Below are 16,562 nucleotides of genomic sequence, written 5' to 3'. Positions count from 1 at the left end.
CTCATGCCTCCTTCGGGTCGGTGCTGACGGCGTACGAGCGGCGGCCGCGGCGCAGCGGCGGCTTGGCACCGAGCCTCGTCGGGTCCAGGCCGGACCAGGGATGGCCGCTGGAGAAGAACTTCCCCCGGGCCAGCACCGTCATCAGGGGCTTGGTGAAGAAGAAGACCACGACGACGTCGAGAAGCGTGGTGAGGCCGAGCGTGAACGCGAAGCCCTGCACCTTTCCGACGGTGACGATGAAGAGCACCGCCGCCGCGAGGAACGACACGAAGTCGGAGACCAGGATCGTGCGCCTCGCGCGGGGCCAGCCCCGCTCGACGGCGGGCCGGAGCGTGCGGCCCTCGCGGATCTCGTCCCGGATGCGTTCGAAGTACACGATGAACGAGTCCGCGGTGATACCGATCGCCACGATCGCACCGCAGACCGCGGGCAGGTTCAGCGCGAATCCGATGGCCGGACCGAGCAGCGACATGAGCGTGTAGGTGAGCACCGCCGAGACGAGGAGGCTGAGGATCGCGATGAACGACAGCCCCCGGTAGTACGCCACGAGATAGATGATCACCAGGGCGAGGCCGATGGCACCCGCGATGAGCCCCGCCTTGAGCTGATCGCTGCCGAGGGCCGCGGTCACCGTCGTGACATCCGACTCCTCGAAGGTCAGGGGAAGGGCGCCGTAGCTGAGGATGTTGCCGAGTTCCTCGGCGGACTCCTGGGTGAAGCTGCCGGAGATCTCGGCGTTCGCCGTCAGCCGCTGGTCGACGGACGGGGCGGAGACCACCTCACCGTCCAGCGCGATCGCGAACTGGTTCTGCGGCTGCTGCTTCTTGCTCAGCTCGCCGGTGGTGTCGCCGAAGTTCTTCGACCCCTTGTCGTCGAACGACATGGTGACGATCCACTGGCCGCGCTTCTGGTCGAACTGGGCCTTGGCGTCGGTGACGTTCTTCCCGTCGACCCCGACGGGGCCCAGCACGTACTTGAGCTTCTGCTTGGCGTCGCAGGCGATGATCGGCTTGTCCGGCTCCGTCGCCGCGGCCTGCTCACTCGTCTTGGCCCGCTGTTCCTTGGTGTTGCACTGGGCCTTCGCGAGCTTCTTGGCCAACTCCGGGGTGACGCCCGGAGGCTGCTGCTGCTGCGGCGGGGTCGTGGGGGGCTTCGTCTGGTCGGGCTTGGGAGAGGGCTTGTCGTCGTCCGCGGGCGCGGCGCGCAGGTCGTCCGTCACCGCACGGCCCTGCTCGCCCTTGTCGCCCTCCTCGGCCTTGTCGCCCTTACCGTCCTTCTTGCCGCCCGACTCAGGGGGCGAGGGCTTGGGCTGCGGCGTGGACGGCGCGTAGGTCAGAACGGGACGGAAGGCCAGCTTGGCGGTCGTGCCGACCTGCTCACGGGCCTGCTTCTCGTTCGTCCCCCGGGGGATGTTGGCGATGATGTGCCGGTCGCCCTGGGTCTGGACCTCGGCCTCGGAGACGCCCAGACCGTTCACGCGCCGCTCGATGATGCCCACGGCGGTCTTCATGTTGGTCGGGTTGATCGCGTCGGCCTTGCCGGGCTGGTTCTTGGCCTCGAGCGTGATGCTCGTGCCCCCGGCTAGGTCGATGCCGAGCCGGGGAGTGGTGTGCCCGGAGAGGAACATGCCCCCGGTCAGACCCCCCAAGACCAGCAGGATCAGAATCAGCGAGCGCCCCGGCTTCCCGTGGGCGCCCGGGCTCCTGCGGCCCTTCTTCGGTGCTGCCACCTTCTCGTCTCTCCTGTCCCAACCGCCGGTGCCGGCCCAGGAGTCGAGTCGGGCCGCCACGCGGCGCACAAGTGGTCTTCGGACATGCTCCGCCGCCGGGCCCGGTCACCGGCCCGGCGGCGCCGACCTTACTCCGAGCCGGACTCGCCCTTGCGCTTGACGTCACCGGACTTCTCGTCCGTCGTGGCCGCGGCGTCCTTCGAACCGCTCTCGGCGGTGTCGTCGGCGTCGTCGTCGGCCTCGGACTTGGCGAAGTCCACCTTCGCGTCGTCGGAGGAGGAGTCGTCCGAGGTCAGAGAAGAGGCGTCGTCCGGAACGACGGACTTCCCGATCTCGAGGTCGTCCGGAGTGGCGTTCACGATCCGGTCGAACTCGTCGGCCTCCAGGACGGCGCCCACGGCGTTCTTCGCGAAGAGCGCGTGCGTACCGGGAGCAACCTCGAGGAGGACCGTGTCATCGCGGATCTCCTTGACGGTGGCGTACATGCCCCCGATGGTCCGGACGCCGGTGCCGGGCTGCATCGAGTCCCGCATCTGGGCGGCCTGACGCTGCTTGTTCTTTGCGGACCGGGTCATCAGGAACATGGCCCCGATGAGCACGATGAAGGGGAGGAGAGTAACGATATTCACGGCGGAAGAATGTCCTTCACACGACCGCGTCTCAGCGGCCAAGATTTCGGGGTGGGCGCGCCGCACCTACGAGGAACGACGTCGGCGGAGTCTAAGCGAGCCCTCGCCGATGGAACAACGTCAAGCATGGCACTGGGGTTCCTGAGCGCGCGAGTATCTGCCCGGTCACGCTCCGAACAACCCCTGTTGTCCCGTTCCGCCCGGTGACTGCGGCGGATTCTGCGGGGGCCTCGGCATGTCCAGGTGGTCCCATGCCGCCGGTGTGGCGATGCGGCCCCGCGGAGTACGGGCAAGCAGGCCCTCGCGTACGAGGAACGGCTCGGCCACTTCCTCAACCGTCTCACGCTCCTCGCCGACCGCGACGGAAAGCGTGGAGAGACCGACGGGGCCGCCGCCGAAGAGCTTCAGCAGAGCGGTCAGCACGGCCCGGTCGAGCCGGTCCAGGCCCCGCTCGTCGACCTCGTAGACGCCCAGGGCCCGGGAGGCGATGTCCCGGTCGACGGAGCCGTCGGCCTTGACCTGGGCGTAGTCCCGGACGCGGCGCAGCAGGCGGTTCGCGATGCGGGGCGTGCCCCGGGAGCGCCCGGCGATCTCGGCTGCGCCTTCCGCGTCGATCTCGACGTCGAGCAGCCGGGCCGAGCGGTGCACGACCTGCTCCAGCTCGTGCGGTTCGTAGAACTCCATGTGCGCGGTGAAGCCGAACCTGTCGCGCAGCGGCGGCGGCAGCAGGCCCGCACGGGTCGTGGCGCCGACGAGGGTGAACGGCGGCAGTTCCAGGGGGATCGCCGTGGCTCCGGGGCCCTTTCCGACGATCACGTCGACGCGGAAGTCCTCCATCGCCATGTAGAGCATCTCCTCGGCGGGGCGGGACATCCGGTGGATCTCGTCGAGGAAGAGCACCTCGCCCTCCTGGAGCGAGGAGAGGATCGCGGCGAGGTCGCCCGCGTGCTGGATGGCCGGACCGGAGGTGATGCGGATCGGCGCGGCCATCTCCGCCGCGATGATCATGGACAGGGTCGTCTTGCCCAGCCCCGGTGCGCCCGAGAGCAGTACGTGGTCGGCCGTGCCGTTGCGCTGCCGGGCGGCCTTGAGTACGAGGTCGAGCTGCTCGCGCACCTTGGGCTGGCCGATGAACTCGCCCAGTTCCTTCGGGCGCAGGGCCGCTTCGACTGCGCTCTCCTCGCTGTCCGCCTCGGGGCCGACGAGGCGGTCTGCTCCGGCCTCCGCCCCGGCGCCCCGACCCGCCGCGTACTCCTCGTTTGCGCCCTTGCTCATGACGTCCGCCTCTGCCGCATCCGCGTGTGCACGTGCCTGATCCGTCCGCCCCGCGAAGGGCGTCCCGCCCGGTTCACCGCGCCCGGTTCAGCGTCTGCAGGGCCGCGCGCAGCAACTGCGGTACGGGCGGCTCCGTCCCGGTGGCAGCCGCGGCCTCCGCCTGCGGTGCGACGGCGGTCACCGCCTCGTCGGCCTCGCGAGTGGCGTACCCCAACCCGACGAGCGCCGCGTGGAGTTGGTTGCGCCAGCTTCCGCCGGGAGCCGACGTCCCGCCCCGGGCGGCGAGTTGGCCGCCGGCGCCCGGAACGGGTTCGCCCAGGCGGCCCTTCAGCTCCAGCAGCAATTTCTGCGCACCCTTCTTGCCGATGCCCGGCACGGCGGTCAGCGCCTTCTCGTCTCCTTCGGCGACGGCCAGGCGCAGGGCGTCCGGCGAATGCACGGCGAGCATGGCCTGCGCGAGCCGGGGGCCGACGCCGCTGGCGGTCTGCAGCAACTCGAAGGTCTGGCGCGCGTCGTCGTCCGCGAAGCCGTAGAGCGTCAGCGAGTCCTCGCGGACGACGAGGGACGTGGCGAGTCTGGCGTGTTTGCCCACGCGCAGCTGCGCCAGCGTGTCCGGCGTGCACTGGACCGACATGCCGACGCCGCCGACCTCTATCACTGCGGTGTCCGGCCCCAGCGCGGCGACAGGTCCGGAGACGAAGGCGATCATCGGCTGGTGCCTTTCGGAGCTCGGGTGGAGGCGTCTGCCGCCGCTGCGGCGGCAGTCGAGCGTGCGGCGGCCTGTCCGTTGCCGCCCTGCGCACCGGAGCCGGACGCCCGGCCCGCGGCGTGCTTCGCGTGGGCCTGCTGGAGGCGGTTGAGCCGCTGCTGCACCGGTGCGCGCCAGATGTGGCAGATGGCGAGCGCGAGCGCGTCGGCCGCGTCGGCGGGCTTCGGCGGGGCGTCCAGCCGGAGCAGCCTGGTGACCATGGCGCCGACCTGCGCCTTGTCCGCGCTTCCCGAGCCGGTGACCGCCGCCTTCACCTCGCTCGGCGTGTGCAGTGCGACGGGCAGGCCCCGGCGCGCCGCGCAGAGCATGGCGACGGCGCTGGCCTGAGCCGTGCCCATCACCGTACGCACGTTGTGCTGGCTGAACACCCGCTCCACGGCGACCGCTTCCGGACTGTGCGCGTCCAGCCATTCCTCCACGCCCCGCTCGATGAGGACGAGGCGTGCGGGGATCTCCAGGTCCGCTGGCGTGCGTACGACCCCGACCGCGTGCATCGTCAGGGGCCGCCCGGCGACGCCTTCGACGACGCCGATCCCGCAGCGGGTCAGTCCCGGGTCGACACCGAGCACACGCACCCAGGTCCTCCTCGTTCGCCTTCGGGTCTTCAAGGCCTTCTGCCGACAGTCCCCACAGGCTATCGGCAGGTACCGACAACGCCGCGGGGGCCGCAGCGGAGCGGGCAGGTGAAACCCCTCGCCGGAGGGCGGGGCAGCGGACGAACGCGCGGCGGGCGGACGGGTCATGCTCCGGCTCCGGCCTCCCCGCTCGGGCGGCCGGAGCCTCAGGCGCCGGAAGGGGCCGAGTGCGCCGTCAGGCGTCGACCTTGGCCATGACGTCGTCCGCCACGTCGAAGTTGGCGAAGACGTTCTGCACGTCGTCGCTGTCCTCCAGCGCGTCGATCAACTTGAAGATCTTGCGGGCGCCTTCCTCCTCCAGCGGCACCTGCACGCTGGGCAGGAAGCTGTTGTCGGCCGACTCGTAGTCGATCCCGGCGTCCACGAGCGCCGTGCGGACGGCGACGAGGTCGGTCGCCTCGCTGATGACCTCGAAGTTCTCGCCCAGGTCGTTGACTTCCTCGGCCCCGGCCTCGAGCACCGCGCCGAGCACGTCGTCCTCGGAGAGCCCGTCCTCCCCCTTCGGGACGATGACGACGCCCTTGCGGTTGAAGAGGTAGGAGACGGAGCCGGGGTCGGCCATGGAGCCGCCGTTGCGCGTCATGGCGACACGCACGTCCGACGCGGCGCGGTTGCGGTTGTCGGTGAGGCATTCGATGAGCACTGCCACGCCGTTCGGGCCGTAGCCCTCGTACATGATCGTCTCGTAGTCGGCGCCGCCCGCCTCCAGGCCGGCGCCCCGCTTCACCGCGCTGTCGATGTTCTTGTTGGGCACCGAACTCTTCTTGGCCTTCTGGATGGCGTCGTAGAGCGTCGGGTTCCCCTCGGGGTCGGCTCCGCCCGTGCGGGCGGCGACCTCGATGTTCTTGATCAGTTTGGCGAAGAGTTTGCCGCGCTTGGCATCGATCACGGCCTTCTTGTGCTTGGTGGTTGCCCACTTAGAGTGGCCGGACACAGCCTCGCTCCTTCGACGTCACCGACATGAACCAACGCGGAGATCCTACCGTCAGCGGCTCAGCGCACTGACCGCCCCGCGTTCCGCCCCGTTCGCCCCCGCTTCCGCGGCCCGGGCTCGCATGCACTCCCCGTACGGCGTCCCGGCGTGATCAGTCGAGGGCGTCGCGCACCATGTCCACGAAGAGGGCGTGGACCCGGTGGTCTCCGGTGAGTTCGGGGTGGAAGGAGGTCGCCAGCAGGCGGCCCTGGCGTACGGCGACGGGATGCCCGTCGTAGACGGCCAGCGCCTCGGCCCGCGCACCGGTCGACTCCACCCACGGCGCCCTGATGAAGACGCCCTCGACAGGGCCGCCCTCCACGCCGCGCACCTCCAGCGGAGCCTCGAACGACTCGTTCTGCCGCCCGAAGGCGTTGCGCCGCACGATCATGTCGATGCCGCCGACGGTCTCCTGGCCCGAGCGCGGGTCGAGGATCTTGTCGGCGAGCATGATCATCCCTGCGCACGAGCCGTAGGCGGGCATGCCCGCGTGCACGCGCTCGCGCAGCGGCTCCATCAGGCCGAAGGCGATGGCCAGTTTGGACATCGTGGTCGATTCGCCGCCGGGGAGGACCAGTGCGTCGGCGTCCGCCAGCTCCTCGGGACGCCGCACGGCACTCACCTCGGCGCCGGCAGCGGAGAGCGCGGCGAAGTGTTCGCGTACATCGCCCTGGAGGGCGAGGACGCCGACCTTGGGAGTGCTCACGGCTTGATGCCTCTCGTACGGATGCTGCTGCGGTGAGGCCGGCACCGGCCCCGGCCGAGGACGGTGCGGCGGGCGGGACCGGGTGCCGGCTCGACGGCGGGATGACCCGCGGGGCTGCTACCAGCCGCGCGAGGCGTAGCGCTCGCCCTCGGGCAGCGTGTCGCAGTTGATGCCGACCATCGCCTCGCCGAGGCCGCGGGACGCGTCGGCGATGATCTTCGGGTCGTCGTAGAAGGTGGTGGCCTTCACGATGGACGCGGCACGCTTCGCCGGGTCGCCCGACTTGAAGATCCCGGAGCCCACGAAGACGCCCTCGGCGCCCAGTTGACGCATGAGAGCCGCGTCGGCTGGGGTGGCGACGCCGCCGGCGGAGAAGAGCACGACGGGCAGCTTGCCCAGCTCGGCGACCTCCTTCACCAGCTCGTACGGCGCGCGCAGCTCCTTCGCCGCGGCGTACAGCTCGTGGTTGTCGAGCGCCCTGAGCTTGCCGATCTCGCCCTTGATCTGCCGCATGTGGCGGACGGCCTCGACGATGTTGCCGGTGCCCGCCTCGCCCTTGGAGCGGATCATGGCCGCGCCCTCGGCGATACGGCGCAGCGCCTCCCCGAGGTTCGTGGCACCGCAGACGAAGGGCGTCGTGAAGTCGAACTTGTCGCTGTGGTTGACCTCGTCGGCCGGGGTGAGGACCTCGGACTCGTCGATGTAGTCGACGCCGAGGGCCTGCAGGATCTGCGCCTCGACGAAGTGGCCGATGCGCGACTTGGCCATCACGGGGATCGAGACGGCCTCGATGATCCCCTCGATCATGTCGGGGTCGGACATCCGCGCGACGCCGCCGTGCTGGCGGATGTCGGCGGGGACCCGCTCGAGGGCCATGACCGCGACGGCGCCCGCGTCCTCGGCGATCTTCGCCTGCTCGGGCGTCACGACGTCCATGATCACGCCGCCCTTGAGCTGCTCGGCCATGCCGCGCTTGACGCGCGCGGTGCCGGTCTCGGGCCCCGGGGCGGGGGTGACGGGGGACTCGGAAGACGGGGTGGACACGCTATGACCTCACTCGACGCGAAAGTACGACAGGACCATGGTAGGTCCGCTGAATACACGGTCACCGAAAGGGGTGGCCTTGGAAAAGGGCCAATTCCGCTGCAGTGGCCTGCACGACGCAGCCGCCGCACCCGATGCCGCCTCGCACATGCCGGCCCTGCGCGCCGGCCTCCGCGCCCGCGCGTCCCGTCCCAAGCCGGCTGTCAGGGAGCCCCGTTGCCCCTGTCCGCGAGGGCGGGCGGCGGCTCGTCGTCCATCTCGAACGCAAGCGGGAAGGGCGCGTAACCCGCCAGACGCAACCACCGGACCGTGCGGTGGCGGCGCAGTGCCCGCGCGGCCCGTACCGCGTCGTTGTGGAAGCGCCGCGCCATCGGCACCCGCCGCACCGCGGCCGCCAGCTCGCCGGCCGCGTCCTCCCCGCCCGGCGCCGCGCGCACGGCGTCGACCTGGGCGCTCTCGTCGAACACGGCACGCAGCGCCTGGCTCAACTCGCTCTCGGCGACCTCCCGCTGGTCCTCCTCGGCCTGCCGGGCGTCGTGCGCGGCCTGGTAGAGGACCATCGAGGCCGCCGGGTCCAGCACGCCGGCGGTCGCCAGTTCCTGTGCGATGGAGGCGCGGCGCAGCAGCTGCGCGTCGAGGGCCGCCTTGGCGGCGTCGATACGGGCGTGCAGCCGGTCCAGACGGCCCGCCGTCCAACTGAGGTAGACGCCGATCAGGAGCACGGCGACGGCGAGGAGGATCAGAGTGGTCGTGGTGGGCATCGCTCCGGCGTTCTTCTAGATCCTGTCTGGCGAATGGCGTCGTACGTCCCTCGGGACGGCTGTCCGACCGGGCTTCAGTCCCGCGCGGCCAGCCCGAAGCGGACACGCAGTCCGATGCGCTCGTCGGGGGCCACCGCGGCGGCTCCGTCGGCGACCGTCTCGTAGACGGCGAGGACGTCGGCGCCGACGGTGTCCCAGTCGAAGCGGCGTACGTGCCTGCTGCCGTATGCGCGCAGCTCCTCGCGCCGCGCCCCGTCGCCCAGCAGCCGCACCGCGGCCTCGGCGAGGCCTCCGGCGTCCTCCGTCACGAAGAGCTCTCCCGCCTCTCCCCCGTCGAGCACCTGCGTGAAGGCGTCCAGATCGCTGGCCAGGACGGGCGCCCCCGCGGACATCGCCTCGACGAGGATGATGCCGAAGGACTCCCCGCCGGTGTTCGGCGCCACGTACAGGTCGACGCTGCGCAGCAGCCGCGCCTTGTCCTCGTCGCTGATCATGCCGAGGAACTCCACTCGCTCGCGCATGGGTGCGGGCAGCCCCTCGACCGCTTCCTTCTCGTCACCGCGTCCGGCGACGAGGAGCCTGGTCTCCGGCAGCGCCTCCAGGATGCGCGGGAAGGCCTCCATCAGGACGGGAAGTCCCTTGCGCGGCTCGTCGATACGGCCGATGAAGCCGATCGTGCCGCCCTGCCACTCGGCCTTGGGTTCGGCGCGGGCGAAGAAGTCGACGTCCACGCCGTTGGGGATCACGACCGCGTCCCCGCCGAGGTGTTCGACCAGGGTCCGCCGGGCGTACTCGCTCACCGCGATGCGTGCGCTGATCTTCTCCAGCGCGGGCTGCAGGATCGGGTAGGCCGCGATCATCGCCCTGGAGCGGGGGTTCGAGGTGTGGAACGTCGCGACGATGGGGCCCTCCGCCGCCCAGCAGGCGAGCAACGCGAGGGAGGGTGTGGCGGGTTCGTGGATGTGCAGCACGTCGAAGCGGCCGTCGTGCACCCAGCGCCGCACCCTCGCCGCGGAGAGGAAGCCGAAGTTGAGCCGGGCGACGGAGCCGTTGTACGGCACGGGCACGGCACGTCCCGCCGAGACGACGTACGGCGGCAGCGGGGTCTCGTCGTCCGAGGGGGCCAGCACGGACACCTCGTGGCCGAGGCCCGTCAGATGCTCCGCGAGGTCGCGGACGTGGAACTGGACGCCGCCGGGCACGTCCCACGAGTACGGGCAGACGATCCCGATCCTCATGCCTCCCGGTCCTCCTTCGACGGCGCCGCGACGCCGTCGCCCCCCGTGTCGGCCGCGCCCGCCGCACGGGCCTCTCCCGTACCGCCGGAGCCGTCCGGCTGCGGGAAGTCGGAGAGCCACAGACGCTGCAACATGTGCCAGTCCTCCGGGTGTTCGGCGATGCCCTCCTCGAAGCAGCGCGCCACGGCCTGCGTCATCACCGCCGTCTTCTCCTGGCGCGTGCCGTCCGCGGGCACCTCGACGGGCGGGTACACGCGTCCCCGCAGGACCGGCGGCCGCTCGTACCAGAGGGTGACGGGGAGCAGCAGCGCACCGGTCTGCTGCGCGAGGAGGGCGGGCCCGGCCGGCATGCGCGTGCGCTCACCGAAGAACGTGACGCCGACACCGGACGCGGACAGGTCGCGGTCCGCCACCAGGCACACCAGGCCGCCCTCCCGCAGCCGCCGTGCGAGCGTCCCGAAGGCGGTGCCGCCGGAGTGCGGCAGCACCTCCATGCCCAGGCTCTCGCGGTAGGCGACGAAGCGGTCGAAGAGCGAGGCGGGCTTCAGCCGCTCCACGACGGTGCTGAAGGGGGTCTTGAGACCGGCGGTGACGTACGCGCCGGCCAGGTCCCAGTTCGCCAGGTGGGGCAGGGCGAGGATGACGCCCCTGTCGGACGCGATGCCGTCCGTCAGCCGGTGCAGATCGGTGATCCGCACGCTCCCCCTTATGCGCTCCTCGCTCCACGAGGGCAGGCGGAAGGCCTCCATCCAGTACCGCAGGTAGGAGCGCATGCCCGCGCGGGACAGCTCGTGCAGTCGCTCCGGAGTCGCGTCGGGCACCACGCGGGCGAGGTTCGCCTCGAGCTGGCGCACACCCCGGCCGCGCCGCTTCCAGGCGGTGTCCGCGATGCGCTGCCCCAGGGCCGCCGCGGCGGGCTCGGGAAGCCTGCGCACGGAGGCCCAGCCCAGGCCGTACAGGGAGTCCGTCAGCTTTTCGCGGGCGGTCACGCCGTGCCCGTCCCTTCTGCCTCGGCGGCTTCCGCGGCTTCCCGGCGGACGGTCACGACCCGCTGCCCCAGCGTCACGAGGCTGCCGAGCGCGACGATCCACAGCGAGACGGGAAGGAGGATCTCGATGTGCGGCACGCCGAACTTGGCGAGCCCGGAGAATCCGGTCAGGACGAGCGTGATGACGAGCCGTTCCGCCCGCTCCACCAGGCCGTTGACGGCGACCGGCAGCCCGATGCTCTCGCCGCGGGCCTTGGTGTAGGAGACGACCTGCCCACTGGCCAGGCAGAAGATGGCGACGGCGCACATCAGCACGTCGTCTCCTCCGCCCGCGTACCACAGGGCGATACCGCCGAAGACCGCCGCGTCCGCGACGCGGTCGAGTGTGGAGTCGAGGAAGGCGCCCCAGCGGCTCGAACGGCCGAGCTGCCGCGCCATGTTGCCGTCGACGAGGTCGGAGAAGACGAAGAGCGTGATGACGACGGTGCCCCAGAAGAACTCGCCCAGCGGGTAGAAGACCAGCGCGCCCGCCACCACCCCGCCGGTGCCGATCAGGGTGACCGTGTCGGGGCTCACTCCCAGGCGCAGCAGCAGGGCGGCGAACGGAGTGAGGACACGCGTGAAGAACGCACGCGCGTACTTGTTCAGCATGGTTGTCCCGGAGTTCGACGGCTCCCGGTGACGGATTCGGGCCACCGGGGAGCCCATCGTAGTCAGCCTCGCGAGGGCTCAAGTCCACGGACCCGCAGCCTCGGGGCCGCACGGACGGGCGCCCTGCGGGCCGGCCGCCCGGGAGACCGCCCTCGCTGCTGCTGCGCCTTCCCCGGGGAGACCTCCAGCCGCCCGGTCGGCACCCCCGGTGACGCTGCGTCGCACCGTCCTCGCCGCGTGCGCTCCACGGCTGCGCATCGTGAGCGGCATGGCGGCGGACGGTGAGGTGCCGCCACCGCGTCCGCTGCTGCCGGAAGGCCGTTCCGGCCCCTGCTGCGCTGCTCCCGCCCAGGTCCGAATCGCCCCCTGCGTCACGTATGGACGCATGCTGGCAGCGGTGGAAAGCTCGAAGTACCGCGGTCACCGCGACGGACCCGGAAGTGTCGACCGGAAGGCGGGACACATGGGCGACAAAGCGAGTGCACACCCCGGAGCCGCCGGCAGGGCGGTGGCGGCCGGCCATCCGTCCAAACTGCGCAACGTGGTACTGGTCGGCCACAGCGGATCGGGCAAGACCACCCTCGTCGAGGCGCTGGCCCTTGCTTCCGGGGCGGTGAAGAGAGCGGGCAGGGTCGAGGACGGCGCCTCGCTCTCGGACTACGACGAGATAGAGCACCGTCAACATCGTTCGGTGCAGCTCTCCCTGGTGCCTGTCGAGTGGGACGGCATCCGGATCAACGTACTGGACACTCCTGGATACGCCGACTTCGTCGGGGAGTTGAGGGCCGGTCTGCGGGCAGCGGACGCGGCCCTCTTCGTCGTCTCGGCCGCGGACGGTGTGGACGGCGCCACCCGCCTCGTCTGGGACGAGTGCGCCGCCGTCGGTATGCCGCGCGCCATCGTGGTCACCCATCTCGACGCCTCACGCGCCGACTTCGAGGAGATGGTGGACACCTGCCGGCGGGTCTTCGGCGGCGACGACCCCGACGCCGTCCTCCCCCTCTACCTTCCGCTGCGCGGCGAGCAGGGAGCCGACGGGCACGCGCCCGTACAGGGCCTCATCGGGCTGCTCTCACAGCGTATCTTCGACTACTCGTCGGGAAAGCGCACCGAGCGCGACCCCGACCCCGCCCAGCTGCCGCTGATCGAGGACGCCCGGGGCCGCCTCATCGAGGGGATCATCGCCGAGAGCGAGGACGAGTCCCTGATGGACCGGTACCTCGAAGGCGGCGACTGCGACATCAAGACCCTCATCACGGACCTGGAGAAGGCCGTGGCCCGAGGCGTCTTCCATCCCGTGCTCGCCGCCGCGCCGGCCGCCGGCGGCAGCACGCAAGGGCTCGGCACCGTCGAGCTGCTGGAGCTGATCACCGGAGGCTTCCCGACGCCGCTGGAGCGAGAGATCCCCGCCGTCACCACGCCCGAGGGCAAGCCCCGGCCGGCACTCACCTGCGACCCGGAGGGGCCGCTGGCGGCGGAGGTCGTCAAGACAAGCTCGGACCCGTACGTGGGGCGCGTATCGCTCGTCCGGGTCTTCTCCGGCACGCTGCGCCCCGATCAGACGGTCCACGTCTCCGGCCACGGGCTGGAGGACCGCGGCCACGAGGACCACGATGTCGACGAGCGGGTGGGCACCCTGTCGGCGCCCTTCGGCAAGCAGCAGCGGCCGCTGTCGAAGGCGGTCGCCGGGGATCTCGCCTGCGTGGCGAAACTGTCGCGCGCGGAGACCGGCGACACCCTGTCCGGCAAGGACGATCCGCTGCTGATGGAGCCGTGGGCCATGCCCGATCCGCTGCTGCCTGTCGCCATCCAGGCGCACAGCAAGGCGGACGAGGACAAGCTCTCGCAGGGCCTGGCGCGGCTCGTCGCCGAGGACCCCACGATGCGGCTGGAACACGACTCCGGCACCGGTCAGCTCGTCCTGTGGTGCCTCGGCGAGGCCCACATGGGCGTCGCCCTGGAGCGGTTGCGCAGCCGGTACGGCGTGAACGTCGACTCCGTGCCGCACAAGGTGTCCCTGCGGGAGACCTTCGCCGAGGAGGCGTCGGGGCGCGGACGGCACGTCAAACAGTCGGGTGGGCACGGCCAGTTCGCGATCTGCGAGATCACCGTGGAGCCGCTGCCCGGCGGTTCCGGCATCGAGTTCGTCGACAAGGTGGTCGGAGGCGCGGTGCCGCGGCAGTTCATACCCTCCGTCGAGAAGGGCATCAGGGCGCAGGCCGCCAAGGGCGTCGCCGCCGGCCACCCCCTCGTGGACTTCCGCGCGACGCTGCACGACGGCAAGGCGCACTCGGTGGACTCCTCCGACGCCGCCTTCCAGATGGCCGGCGCCCTGGCGCTGCGCGACTGCGCTTCGAAGGCCCGCATCCATCTGCTGGAGCCCGTCGCGGAGCTGGGCGTGACGGTGGCGGACGAGTACGTCGGATCGGTGATGAGCGACCTGTCCGGACGGCGCGGGAAGGTCTCCGGCACGGAGCAGGCGTCCGAAGGCCACACGCTCGTACGGGCGTCGGTCCCCGAGATCGAGATCAGCCGCTACGCCGTGGAGCTGCGCTCGCTCTCCCACGGGACGGGCCGTTTCACGCGCTCCTACGCCTGCCACGAACCGATGCCGCAGCAACTGGCGAGCAAGATCCTGGAAGCGGCCCAGAACGGCGGCTGATCACCGCTACGCTGGGAAAAGGCGCGTGAATAAGTGTGCCGGCCACGGTAGTTGGGAATGTGCCGTGGTCGGCACGCACGTGGGCACGGCAGCGTCGCGGACATGCGGCCGTGGGGGCACGCGCAAGGCGAGGCATAGCGAAGTGGGGGCTCAGTGGCCGGATTCGAGGACTTCGAAGGGATCGAGGCCGCGTCGGACTTCAGTCCCGGAGCCCAGGTGCCGCTCTCGGGCTCGGGAGGCCAGACGGCCGCCACTCAGGCGCTCGCGTCGGCCGCCTACCGCGACGGCCCCGTCACCGACCTGATCGCGGCCAACGACGGTGCCAAGGTCAAGGCGCCCCGCCTGTCGCTGTTCGAGCCGAACCTGGGAGAGGCCTTCTCCCGCGCGGTGCAGGTACGGCTGCTCGGCGGCGCCCGCAAGGCGCTCATCCAGTCCTTCGGCATCGAACCGCAGACGGTCGTCGAGCACTGCCTCGCGGCCACCAGGATCCGCAAGGACCGCGACACCCGGCTCACCGTCATCATGTCGATCTTCGGGGTGCTCTTCCTCCCCGGCACCCTTCTCTGGCTGCTCGCCTTCCAGCTGCGCCGGGCCCTCGCCGGGTCCCAGAACAAGCGGGTCGGCGCGTTCGGCGTCGCGGCCATGGTGGCGCTGGGCGGGCTGGCGGTCCTGTTCGTCCTCAAGCTGCCCTTCACCGGTCTGCTGGCCCTCTACCTCCGGGGCATGCTGATCGCACCGGTCGTCGGCTGGCTGTGGGCGAAGCAGGTGTGCGAGCGCTCCGCGAAGATGCTGCGCGGCCAGTGGGAGCAGCTGCTGGGAGGCGGCGGCGTCGGAGCGAAGATCCCCGAGGCGGTCCCGCAGGACCCGAACGACGCGGGCGCCGAGCGCATCCGTCTGGGGCTGGCGAAGCTCAGCGCCGAGCAGGCCAGCAACCTGGTCTACTACGCGGGCCCCAAGGGGATACTGGGCATGGGCACCCGCTGGGGAAGCTGGCAGCTCGCGGAGGAGCTCGTGCCGGCGGACCCCGGAGGCGACATCAACCCCTTCCGCAGCTGGGACGTGATCCGCGCGATCTCCGACCAGCTGCGCATGCTGGAGCGCGGCCCCCTGCACACCGGCGGCTTCCCCCGGCCCTCCATACGCCACTGGATCGTCTCCCCCATCGGTGAGGGCGCCTCGGAGGTCAAGCGGCCCGAAGGCCAGGAGGTCGAGGGCTACCGCATCAAGGACTTCGAGATACAGCGCATCTGCAACGAGCAGCAGTTCGGCAGCGGCAACCGGCACTACCTGGGCGTCCAGTTCGTGCTCTGGGACGGCCAGTTGGTGATCACCCTGCTCATCACGGTGACGGTGCTGCACCACACGCTGCGCATCGAGGTCACCGGCCATGCGCTGGGCCCGGTCCACCCGCTGTTCACCACGAAGCCAAAGGCGAAGACCAAGGAGGTCTCCAAGAGCGTGCGGTTCTGGGAAACCAAGGAGGTCAGCCTGCCGCTGGTGGAGGCCCCGGAGGTCGTCAGGCTCGCGGCGCGGGCGCCCTTCACGTGGTTCCCGCCGGTGATGGACTTCCTCGGCGGCAAGCTCACGCTCCCCGAACCGTTCGGGCTGCGCCACGCCTGGGCCGACAAGCCCTGGCGGCACCGCTTCATGGCGGACGACGCCCTCCGCGCGGCGACCCCAGTGCTGCGCGTCGTGCACTCCGCGGCGATGCGCGTGCTGGAGGAGAACGGCTGCAACACCGAGGCGTTCGGCGCCCGTTCGCTCGTCCTCAGCGGACAGGTGCAGGGAGCGGAACCGAAGCAGGCCGACGCCTACGACGCCTGACGCCCGCGCGTGTGCCCCGGACCCGCGGGGTCCGGGGCACACGCGTACGTGCCGGCGGCCTCCCGTCGCGGGCCGGTCAGCTCTTCCCGAGCCACGCGTCGGCGAGCATCCTGCGCGTCTCGCCGAGGAGTTGGGGCAGCACCCTGGTGTGTCCGACGACCGGCATGAAGTTGGTGTCGCCGCCCCACCGCGGGACGATGTGCTGGTGCAGGTGGGCGGCGATGCCGGCGCCCGCGACGGAGCCCTGGTTCATCCCGATGTTGAAGCCCTGCGCGCCGGACACGGAACGCAGCGTCCTCATGGCGTCCTTCGTGAACTCCGCGAGCTCACCGGTCTCCTCCGCCGTCAGGTCCGGGTAGTCGGCGACGTGGCGGAACGGGACGACCATGAGGTGCCCGCCGTTGTACGGGTAGAGGTTCAGCACCGCGTAGACGTGCTCGCCACGGGCCAGGACGAGGCCGTCCTCGTCGCTCTTGGCGGGGATGGTGCAGAAGGGGCAGCCGTCTTCAGCGTTGGGGCCGGTGGGCTTGTTCTCACCCTGGATGTAGGCCATGCGGTGCGGTGTCCACAGGCGCTGGAACGCGTCCGGCGTTCCGACCCCGATCTGCTGTTCCGGCTCGCTCGTCATGCGGGCCAGCATAGAACTTCCGCGGTACGGCGCGGGGCCCCAGGGTGACC

General features: G+C 71.0%; 15 protein-coding genes. 2 read left to right on the top strand and 13 right to left on the bottom strand.

Translation table 11 applies throughout. The features are described from left to right. Position 1 precedes the first annotated feature (1 nt). The 12 genes from secD to pgsA form a co-directional block, all read right to left on the bottom strand. On the bottom strand, positions 2-1,729 hold the full coding sequence (gene secD, locus IEY56_RS00915) for a protein translocase subunit SecD (protein ID WP_189035090.1): 1,728 nt from the start codon (positions 1,727-1,729) through the stop codon (positions 2-4). 128 nt (positions 1,730-1,857) lie between these two features. Further along, a complete protein-coding gene (gene yajC / locus IEY56_RS00910; RefSeq protein WP_189035089.1) occupies positions 1,858-2,358 on the bottom strand; it encodes a preprotein translocase subunit YajC in 501 nt (166 codons plus the stop codon). Positions 2,359-2,523: 165 nt separating this feature from the next. Further along, positions 2,524-3,633, bottom strand: a complete 1,110-nt coding sequence (gene ruvB, locus IEY56_RS00905) for a Holliday junction branch migration DNA helicase RuvB (protein ID WP_189035088.1) — start codon at positions 3,631-3,633, stop codon at positions 2,524-2,526. Between the two features lie 73 nt (positions 3,634-3,706). Further along, on the bottom strand, positions 3,707-4,342 hold the full coding sequence (ruvA, locus tag IEY56_RS00900) for a Holliday junction branch migration protein RuvA (RefSeq protein ID WP_189035087.1): 636 nt from the start codon (positions 4,340-4,342) through the stop codon (positions 3,707-3,709). Then, positions 4,339-4,977, bottom strand: a complete 639-nt coding sequence (ruvC, locus tag IEY56_RS00895; RefSeq protein WP_189035086.1) for a crossover junction endodeoxyribonuclease RuvC — start codon at positions 4,975-4,977, stop codon at positions 4,339-4,341. The genes ruvA and ruvC overlap by 4 nt, the downstream gene beginning before the upstream one ends. A gap of 235 nt (positions 4,978-5,212) precedes the next feature. Then, positions 5,213-5,971 carry a YebC/PmpR family DNA-binding transcriptional regulator gene (locus IEY56_RS00890; RefSeq protein ID WP_189035085.1) on the bottom strand — a complete coding sequence of 253 codons (759 nt, stop codon included), beginning with the start codon at positions 5,969-5,971 and terminating at the stop codon, positions 5,213-5,215. Between the two features lie 151 nt (positions 5,972-6,122). Next, positions 6,123-6,716, bottom strand: coding sequence for a pyridoxal 5'-phosphate synthase glutaminase subunit PdxT (pdxT, locus tag IEY56_RS00885; protein WP_189035084.1), 594 nt, complete (start codon positions 6,714-6,716; stop codon positions 6,123-6,125). Positions 6,717-6,833: 117 nt separating this feature from the next. Next, on the bottom strand, positions 6,834-7,760 hold the full coding sequence (gene pdxS / locus IEY56_RS00880; RefSeq protein WP_189035083.1) for a pyridoxal 5'-phosphate synthase lyase subunit PdxS: 927 nt from the start codon (positions 7,758-7,760) through the stop codon (positions 6,834-6,836). 203 nt (positions 7,761-7,963) lie between these two features. Next, positions 7,964-8,521, bottom strand: coding sequence for a membrane protein (locus tag IEY56_RS00875; RefSeq protein ID WP_045862290.1), 558 nt, complete (start codon positions 8,519-8,521; stop codon positions 7,964-7,966). 74 nt (positions 8,522-8,595) lie between these two features. Continuing rightward, a complete protein-coding gene (locus IEY56_RS00870) occupies positions 8,596-9,759 on the bottom strand; it encodes a glycosyltransferase family 4 protein (protein WP_189035082.1) in 1,164 nt (387 codons plus the stop codon). Next, positions 9,756-10,748 carry a phosphatidylinositol mannoside acyltransferase gene (locus IEY56_RS00865; protein ID WP_189035081.1) on the bottom strand — a complete coding sequence of 331 codons (993 nt, stop codon included), beginning with the start codon at positions 10,746-10,748 and terminating at the stop codon, positions 9,756-9,758. Before IEY56_RS00865 ends, IEY56_RS00870 begins: the two co-directional genes overlap by 4 nt. Further along, positions 10,745-11,455, bottom strand: coding sequence for a phosphatidylinositol phosphate synthase (gene pgsA, locus IEY56_RS00860; RefSeq protein ID WP_373292011.1), 711 nt, complete (start codon positions 11,453-11,455; stop codon positions 10,745-10,747). Before pgsA ends, IEY56_RS00865 begins: the two co-directional genes overlap by 4 nt. A gap of 406 nt (positions 11,456-11,861) precedes the next feature. Here pgsA and IEY56_RS00855 point away from each other — a divergent pair, with 406 nt between their 5' ends. Further along, positions 11,862-14,060, top strand: coding sequence for an elongation factor G-like protein EF-G2 (locus IEY56_RS00855; protein ID WP_189035080.1), 2,199 nt, complete (start codon positions 11,862-11,864; stop codon positions 14,058-14,060). 153 nt (positions 14,061-14,213) lie between these two features. Beyond that, complete coding sequence (locus tag IEY56_RS00850; protein ID WP_189035079.1) at positions 14,214-15,884, top strand: AbeC-like domain-containing protein; 1,671 nt, start codon at positions 14,214-14,216, stop codon at positions 15,882-15,884. Positions 15,885-15,960: 76 nt separating this feature from the next. Here the strand turns inward: IEY56_RS00850 and IEY56_RS00845 are convergent, their stop codons facing one another. Next, the gene (locus IEY56_RS00845) at positions 15,961-16,524 is read right to left on the bottom strand and encodes an HIT family protein (protein ID WP_189035078.1); all 564 of its coding nucleotides are present in this window, start codon (positions 16,522-16,524) and stop codon (positions 15,961-15,963) included. Between the last annotated feature and the right edge of the window lie 38 nt (positions 16,525-16,562).

It is taken from the genome of Streptomyces daqingensis (assembly GCF_014645895.1).
Taxonomy (GTDB): domain Bacteria; phylum Actinomycetota; class Actinomycetes; order Streptomycetales; family Streptomycetaceae; genus Streptomyces; species Streptomyces daqingensis.
This window is presented reverse-complemented; position numbering and strand designations above follow the sequence as displayed.

Excerpts from the sequence above, each read along its gene's own strand:
- IEY56_RS00870 (WP_189035082.1), bottom strand. The coding sequence starts at position 9,759 with ATGAGGATCGGGATCGTCTGCCCGTACTCGTGGGACGTGCCCGGCGGC.
- IEY56_RS00855 (WP_189035080.1), top strand. The coding sequence starts at position 11,862 with ATGGGCGACAAAGCGAGTGCACACCCCGGAGCCGCCGGCAGGGCGGTG.
- IEY56_RS00875 (WP_045862290.1), bottom strand. The coding sequence starts at position 8,521 with ATGCCCACCACGACCACTCTGATCCTCCTCGCCGTCGCCGTGCTCCTG.
- pgsA (WP_373292011.1), bottom strand. The coding sequence starts at position 11,455 with ATGGGCTCCCCGGTGGCCCGAATCCGTCACCGGGAGCCGTCGAACTCC.
- ruvA (WP_189035087.1), bottom strand. The coding sequence starts at position 4,342 with ATGATCGCCTTCGTCTCCGGACCTGTCGCCGCGCTGGGGCCGGACACC.
- IEY56_RS00845 (WP_189035078.1), bottom strand. The coding sequence starts at position 16,524 with ATGCTGGCCCGCATGACGAGCGAGCCGGAACAGCAGATCGGGGTCGGA.
- ruvB (WP_189035088.1), bottom strand. The coding sequence starts at position 3,633 with ATGAGCAAGGGCGCAAACGAGGAGTACGCGGCGGGTCGGGGCGCCGGG.